Origin of the sequence: Kitasatospora cystarginea, assembly GCF_039533515.1 — a bacterium.
GTDB classification, from domain to species: Bacteria; Actinomycetota; Actinomycetes; order Streptomycetales; family Streptomycetaceae; genus Kitasatospora; species Kitasatospora cystarginea.
This window is the reverse complement of sequence record NZ_BAAATR010000024.1, coordinates 125,961-133,078: the sequence shown is the minus strand read 5'-3', so window position 1 is coordinate 133,078 and position 7,118 is coordinate 125,961. Positions and strand designations below refer to the sequence as shown.

General features: G+C 73.8%; 3 protein-coding genes. All 3 read left to right on the top strand.

Going from position 1 to position 7,118, the window contains the following annotated elements; translation table 11 throughout:
* Positions 1-1,421: SUKH-4 family immunity protein (locus ABD369_RS24750; RefSeq protein ID WP_344638734.1), on the top strand; the 1,421-nt coding region annotated here is incomplete at its 5' end.
* A gap of 338 nt (positions 1,422-1,759) precedes the next feature.
* On the top strand, positions 1,760-3,043 hold the full coding sequence (locus tag ABD369_RS24745; RefSeq protein WP_344638733.1) for a hypothetical protein: 1,284 nt from the start codon (positions 1,760-1,762) through the stop codon (positions 3,041-3,043).
* Positions 3,044-3,584: 541 nt separating this feature from the next.
* Positions 3,585-7,118, top strand: a 3,534-nt coding sequence (mfd, locus tag ABD369_RS24740) for a transcription-repair coupling factor (protein WP_344638732.1), incomplete at its 3' end; no start/stop codon positions are given.

Sequence of the window (7,118 nt, the reverse complement as noted above, 5' to 3'; positions counted from 1 at the left end):
GCGGAGCCCAGCCGACCGCCGCCACCGCGCCGCCGCCGGCCCCCGGCCCGGCCGCGGCGGGCATCGCGTACGAGGCGACCCAGCTGGCCCACGCGATCGAGGTGCCGCAGCCGGGCCACGGCACGCCGCCGCACGGCGGTCCGGCCGTTCCGTCGCCCGCCGGACCGGCCGGTCCCGGCATGCCCGGCGCACCGGGTGTGCCCGGTATGCCGCCCGCCCCGCCCGCCCCGCCGGGACCGGTGCCGGGCGTCGGCTACGGCTACCCCGCGGCCGCGCCGGTACCTCCGGCGCACCAGGGAGCGCCGGTACCGCCCGCCCACCCGGGGCCCGCCCCGGTGCCGGGCGCCGGTTACGGCTACCCGGCCGCCGGCGCACCGGTGCCCGCCGGCCCCCCGGTTCCCCCGCCCGCGCCGGCCCCGGTACCGGGTGTGCCGGCCGGTGCACCGGGAGTGCCGTCGATCGGGCCCGGCACGGTGGCCGTGGTCAGCTACCGGGCCCCGGACGGCTCCGAGCAGAAGCTCATCCACCGCAGCGAGCCCGGCACCCCGCACCCGGAGTGGAAGGCGCTGCACGAGCTGCGCCGCCTCAACGTCCCGCCGGACCAGGTGCTCGAACTCCACACCGACCTGGAACTGTGCGAGGTGCCCGGCGGCTACTGCGCCCGGATGGTACGCGCCTCCTGGCCGAACGTCCGCCTCAGCCACACCGCCCCGTACGGCCGGGACCACCAGTCCCGGCAGGCGGGCATGGCGGTGCTGGTGGACCACGTCGACCAGCTGCACCAGCTGGCGGCGGCGCCGCAGCGCCCGCGGCCGGTCCGCGCGCCGCTGCCGCCGCCCGGCAGCATTCCGCAGCTGCCGCCGCTCGCCCCGCAGCAGCTGGCGGATGAGCTCGGGCAGGCCTTCGGTCCCGGGGTGTTCCGCTTCGAGCAGCGGGCGGTCTCCCGCCAGGGCGTGCCCGAGGTCGTGGCGCAGACCCTGATGTGGGCCGGGCTGCCGCGCGACTTCGCGCCGTTCTTCTGGGCCCAGGCCCAGGAAGGCCGGCCGATCCCGACCCTGGCCGAGCTGGCGGCCGAGCGCGGACTGCCCGCCGGCCCGGACTTCGGCGGCTACCTGGTGCTCGGCAACGACTACGGCCGCCAGCTCTGCGTGCAGTACGGCACGGCGGCGGTGATCTCGGTCGAGCTGGAGCCGGGCGGTGAACCGGTGCGCTTCGTCAACTCCGGGGTCCCGGAGTTCGTCCGCAGCCTGGCCCTGCTCGGCCGGATGTGGCGCCTGCGCTACGGCCTCACCCCGGAACAGGCGGGCCGGTGGACCACCGACTTCCAGGCCCAGCTGATCGCCATCGACCCGGCGGCGCTGCAGTCGCCGGAGACCTGGTGGGGCGTGCTGCTCGAACAGTTCTGGGACGGGATCCTCTGACCCTCCCGGTCTTGGCCACGGGCCGTGCCGATTCGTCGGCACGGCCCGTGGCCGTCTGGCGGGCAGGGGCGGAATCGGACATTCCGCTTGGCCGGTGCACCCGGGGAACCACTGGCGGACTCCCGAACGTCCTTACTGGTCATGCGCGATGCACGGGAGGTTTCGAGCACGTGGAACGGGGCTGACCGCGGCACGCGTTCACGCGGTCGAGCGGCGCTGTCCTGTTTGGGTTTCCTCCCCGTCCGCGCAAAATAGGTGAAGAGGGCGGGCCGCCGGTCCCGTCCTCGTCCACGTTCGACCACGGGCTGCGCAGCCCGCGAGCACGAGGGGAAGAACCCATGAGCGACGCCGTCTCCCAGCACGGGTTCATGCTGTCCCGGCGCGGTTACGCGCCCGAGCAGGTCGAACGGGCACTGTTGTCCCTGACGTCGGAGCGGGACCGGGCGTGGGAGCGGCTCAGCGTACTCGGTGCCGGCATCCGTGAGATGGAGAAGCGGCTCGCGGACATCGTCCAGGCCGCCGCCGACGCCCCCGCCCCCGACTACCAGGTGCTCAGCGACCAGGCCGCGCGGTTGATGGCCATCGCCGAGGCCGAGGTGACGGCGATCCGGGAGTCCGCCGAGCGCGCCGCCGAGGAGGCCAGGGACAACGCGTACCAGGCCGGACAGCAGGCCACCGTCAGCGCCCGGGAGTTCGCCACCACCAGCCGCGACGAGGCCGACGCCTTCGCCCGCCGCACCGAGGAGCGCACCCGCGCCGAGGCCGAGCGGATCCGCGCGGAGGCCGACCGGGAGGCCCGCAGCACCCGGGACCTCGCCACGGCGGAGGCCGCCAAGGTCCGGGTGAGCGCCGCCGAGGCGGAGGAGCGGGCCGAGGCCAAGCTGGCCGAACTGCGGCGCCGGGCGGACGAGATGTTCGCCGCCGCCGAGGCCAAGGCGGACGTGGAGGACGAGAAGATCTCCGCCACCGCGGAGCGCCGGCTCAGGGAGGCCGAGCAGTACCGCGACGAGGTGCTCGCCGAGATCCGCGTCAGCGACGCGGAGGCCCAGGCCACCGCCGAGCAGCTGACCGCCGAGGCCCGCCGGGAGGCCGAGCGGATCCAGGCGGCCGGCGAGCGCGAGCAGCGGGAGTTCGCCGTCCGGCACGAGCAGGTGCAACAGCACCTGGACCACATCAAGCAGACGCTGGCCTCGCTGACCGGTGCAGCGGTCGGCGCCCTCGAGGGGGCGGGCGTACGGGCGCTCGAGGCCGCTCCCGCGCGGCCGCGGGCCGCCGTCGAACCGTCGCGGCCGGCCCTGGCGCCGGCTTCGGCATCGATCGAGACGGCGGAGCCGGCCGGGGTGCCGGAGCACGCGACCAGGGAGCTCCGGCTGCCCGCCACCGCCGAGAACCCCACCACCACCCTGCGGGCGCTCTCCGCCGTTCCGCCGCGGCCCAGCACTTCGCCGGAGGCCGTCCCGGCGCGGGCAGCGGAACCGGCTCCGGCTGCGGCGTCCGTCCCGGAGCCCGCCCCGGCCGAACCGGCCGCGCAGGCGTCGGAGGCCAAGACGCGGATCGTTCCGAAGATCGTGATCGTTGACGACGGCTCCGAGTACCCGCGTGAGGTCGTGCACCGCCGCTAGCCCGTGCCCGGGCGCGGTCATGCCTGGGGCGCCTTGGCGTGGCCCCCCAGGCGTGGCCGACCCGGTCCGAAGTTGACGCCGTTCCGCCTTGCCGTCGAGGCGGGCCCGCGAGAAGGGGCCGTCCGCTCCGGCCGCAGGTGAGATCGCGACGGGCCAGGACCCGTGGCGCCCTCCAGGACGGGGCGCCACGACTCCCGGCGAATGGGCACGAGCGCCCCCACCCAGGGTCGCCCGGCCACGCACTCCCGACCCCCATCGGGGTGCGTCGGTGTCCACCGCCTCCATCCCCCACGGTTGGGTGCGGCGGGCACGAACTCCATCTTGCGCGACCACAATGGACGGGCAGTGACAGGAGTATGTCCAGTTCGTGTGATCTCCGCTGCATGATCACGCTGAGCCCGGCGGTGCTCTTCGCGTGAGCGTCCGCGCCGCGGCGTAGGCTGGAGTTCCCCCGGGCGCGCCGCGTGCCGGGCCGTTCGCGTTGCCCGGCCGGTCGTCCGACGCCTGGGCACTCCAGCCACGGGACGAAGAAGAGACTCGCATGAGCCTGTCCGGACTGCTCGATGTCGTCGTACGGGATGCCGCCCTCGCCGAGGCGATCGAGGCGGCGGCCGCGGGTGCCGCCGTGGGGGGCAGGCAGCATCTCGACCTGGTCGGTCCGCCGGCCGCGCGTCCGTTCGCGATCGCCGCGCTGGCCAGGTCGCTGGCGGCGAAGGCGGGTGAGCGGGGCCGCCCGGTGCTCGCCGTGACGGCCACCGGCCGGGAGGCCGAGGACCTGGCGGCCAGCCTGCGCTCGCTACTGCCACCCGACGCGGTGGCCGAGTTCCCGGCCTGGGAGACGCTGCCGCACGAGCGGCTGTCGCCGCGCTCGGACACGGTCGGCCGCCGGCTGGCCGTGCTGCGCCGGATCGTCCACCCGCGGGCCGACGACCCGGCGGCGGGGCCGGTCCAGGTGATCGTCGCGCCGGTGCGCTCGGTGCTGCAGCCGCAGGTCAAGGGCCTGGCCGAGCTGGAGCCGGTGGCGCTGCAGCGCGGCGAGCAGCACGACCTGGAGGAGGTGGCCCGCAAGCTGTCGGCCGCCGCCTACGCCCGGGTCGAACTGGTCGAGAAGCGCGGCGAGTTCGCGGTGCGCGGCGGCATCCTGGACGTCTTCCCGCCGACCGAGGAGCATCCGCTGCGGGTGGAGTTCTGGGGCGACGACGTCGAGGAGATCCGGTACTTCAAGGTGGCCGACCAGCGGTCGCTGGAGATCGCCGAGCACGGCCTGTGGGCGCCGCCCTGCCGTGAGCTGCTGCTCACCGACGAGGTCCGGGCGCGGGCCGCCGAGCTGGCGCAGGAGCACCCCGAGCTGGCCGAGATCCTGGACAAGATCGCCCAGGGCATCGCGGTCGAGGGCATGGAGTCGCTGGCGCCCGTCCTGGTGGACGACATGGAACTGCTGCTTGACGTGCTGCCCGCCGGCAGTGTCACGGTGGTCTGCGACCCCGAGCGGGTGCGGACCAGGGCGGCCGACCTGGTGGCGACCAGTCAGGAGTTCCTACAGGCCTCCTGGGTTGCGGCCGCCGCCGGTGCGGACCGGCCGATCGACCTGGAGGCGATCGACGTCTCGGCCGCCTCGCTGTGGTCGCTGGCCGACGTGCGCGAGCACGCGGCGGAGATCGGGCTGCCCTGGTGGTCCGTCAGCCCCTTCGCCACCAGTGACTCGGCGTCCTCGGCGGGGCCGGAGATCCTGGAGTTCGACGCCAACACCCTCACCCTCGGCATGCACGCGGTGGAGGCGTACCGGGGCGACACCGCCCGCGCCATCGCCGACGCCAAGGAGCGGCTGAGCGCCGACTGGCGGGTCGTCATGGTGACCGAGGGCCACGGCCCGGCCGCCCGGCTGGCCGAGGTGCTCGGCAACGAGGGGATCCCGGCCCGGCTGGTCGCCGACCTCGCCGAGGCACCGACCCGGGACGTCGTCCACGTCACCTGCGGCTCGATCGAGTACGGCTTCGTGGACGAGGACCTCAAGCTGACGGTCGTCACCGAGACCGACCTGTCCGGCCAGAAGTCCTCCACCAAGGACATGCGCCGGATGCCGTCCCGCCGCCGCAACGCGATCGATCCGCTGGCGCTCCAGGCCGGTGACTACGTGGTGCACGAGGCGCACGGCGTCGGCAGGTACGTGGAGATGGTGCAGCGCACCGTGCAGGGCGCGACCCGCGAGTACCTGGTGCTGGAGTACGCCCCCGCCAAGCGCGGCCACCCCGGCGACCGGCTCTTCGTGCCGACCGACCAGCTGGACCAGGTGACCAAGTACGTCGGCGGCGAGGCCCCGACGCTGCACCGGCTCGGCGGCGCGGACTGGGCGAAGACCAAGCAGCGGGCCAAGAAGGCGGTGAAGGAGATCGCCGCCGACCTGATCAAGCTGTACTCGGCCCGGATGGCGGCCCCCGGCCACGCCTTCGGCGCGGACACCCCCTGGCAGCGCGAGCTGGAGGACGCCTTCCCGTACGCGGAGACGCCGGACCAGCTCACCACCATCGCCGAGGTCAAGACGGACATGGAGAAGTCCGTCCCGATGGACCGGCTGATCTGCGGCGACGTCGGCTACGGCAAGACCGAGATCGCCGTGCGCGCGGCGTTCAAGGCCGTCCAGGACGGCAAGCAGGTGGCGGTGCTGGTGCCCACCACCCTGCTGGTGCAGCAGCACTTCTCCACCTTCGCCGAGCGGTACGCCAACTTCCCGGTCAACGTCCGGGCGCTGTCGCGGTTCCAGACCGACACCGAGGCCAAGGCGGTGCTGGAGGGCCTGCGCGACGGCTCGGTGGACGTGGTCATCGGTACCCACCGGCTGTTCTCCAGCGAGACCAGGTTCAAGGACCTCGGTCTGGTGATCGTGGACGAGGAGCAGCGCTTCGGCGTCGAGCACAAGGAGCAGCTGAAGAAGCTGCGCGCCAACGTGGACGTGCTGACCATGTCCGCGACGCCGATCCCGCGCACCCTGGAGATGGCGGTCACCGGTATCCGCGAGATGTCCACCATCACCACCCCGCCGGAGGAGCGGCACCCGGTGCTGACCTTCGTCGGACCGTACGACGAGAAGCAGATCTCAGCGGCGGTCCGGCGTGAACTCCTGCGCGAGGGCCAGGTGTTCTACATCCACAACCGGGTGGAGACGATCGACAAGGCCGCCGCCCGACTGAAGGACCTGGTGCCCGAGGCGCGGATCGCCACCGCGCACGGGCAGATGGGGGAGACCCAGCTGGAGAAGGTGGTGGTCGACTTCTGGGAGAAGGAGTTCGACGTCCTGGTCTCCACCACGATCGTCGAGTCGGGCATCGACATCTCCAACGCCAACACCCTGATCGTGGAGCGCGGCGACACCTTCGGTCTCTCCCAGCTGCACCAGCTGCGCGGCCGGGTCGGCCGTGGCCGCGAGCGCGGCTACGCATACATGCTGTACCCGCCGGAGCGGCCGCTCACCGAGACCGCGCACGAGCGGCTCGCCACCATCGCCCAGCACACCGAGATGGGCGCCGGCATGTACGTGGCGATGAAGGACCTGGAGATCCGCGGTGCGGGCAACCTGCTCGGTGGCGAGCAGTCCGGGCACATCGCGGGCGTCGGCTTCGACCTCTACATGCGGATGGTCGGCGAGGCGGTGGCCGAGTTCCGCGAGTCGCTGGCCGGCGGCGGCGAGCCGGAGGAGGAGCCGCTGGAGGTGAAGATCGAGCTGCCCGTGGACGCCCATGTGCCGCACGACTACGCCCCCGGCGAGCGGCTGCGCCTGCAGGCGTACCGCTCGATCGCGGCGGTGAACTCGGAGGAGGACATCGTCCAGGTCCGCGAGGAACTCACCGACCGCTACGGCAAGCTGCCCGAGCCGGTGGAGAACCTGCTGCTGGTGGCGGGCCTACGGCTGTTCGCGCGGCGCTGCGGCGTCGCCGACATCACCCTGCAGGGCCCGAACGTGCGCTTCGGCCCGGTCTCGCTGCGGGAGTCGCAGCAGCTGCGGCTGAACCGGCTCTACCCGCGCAGCCAGGTGAAGGCGGCGGCCGAGCAGGTGCTGGTGCCCCGTCCGAGCACCGGC

What these genes read in the sequence shown, in the direction of transcription:
- ABD369_RS24745 (WP_344638733.1), top strand. Translation starts at nt 1,760, where the DNA reads ATGAGCGACGCCGTCTCCCAGCACGGGTTCATGCTGTCCCGGCGCGGT.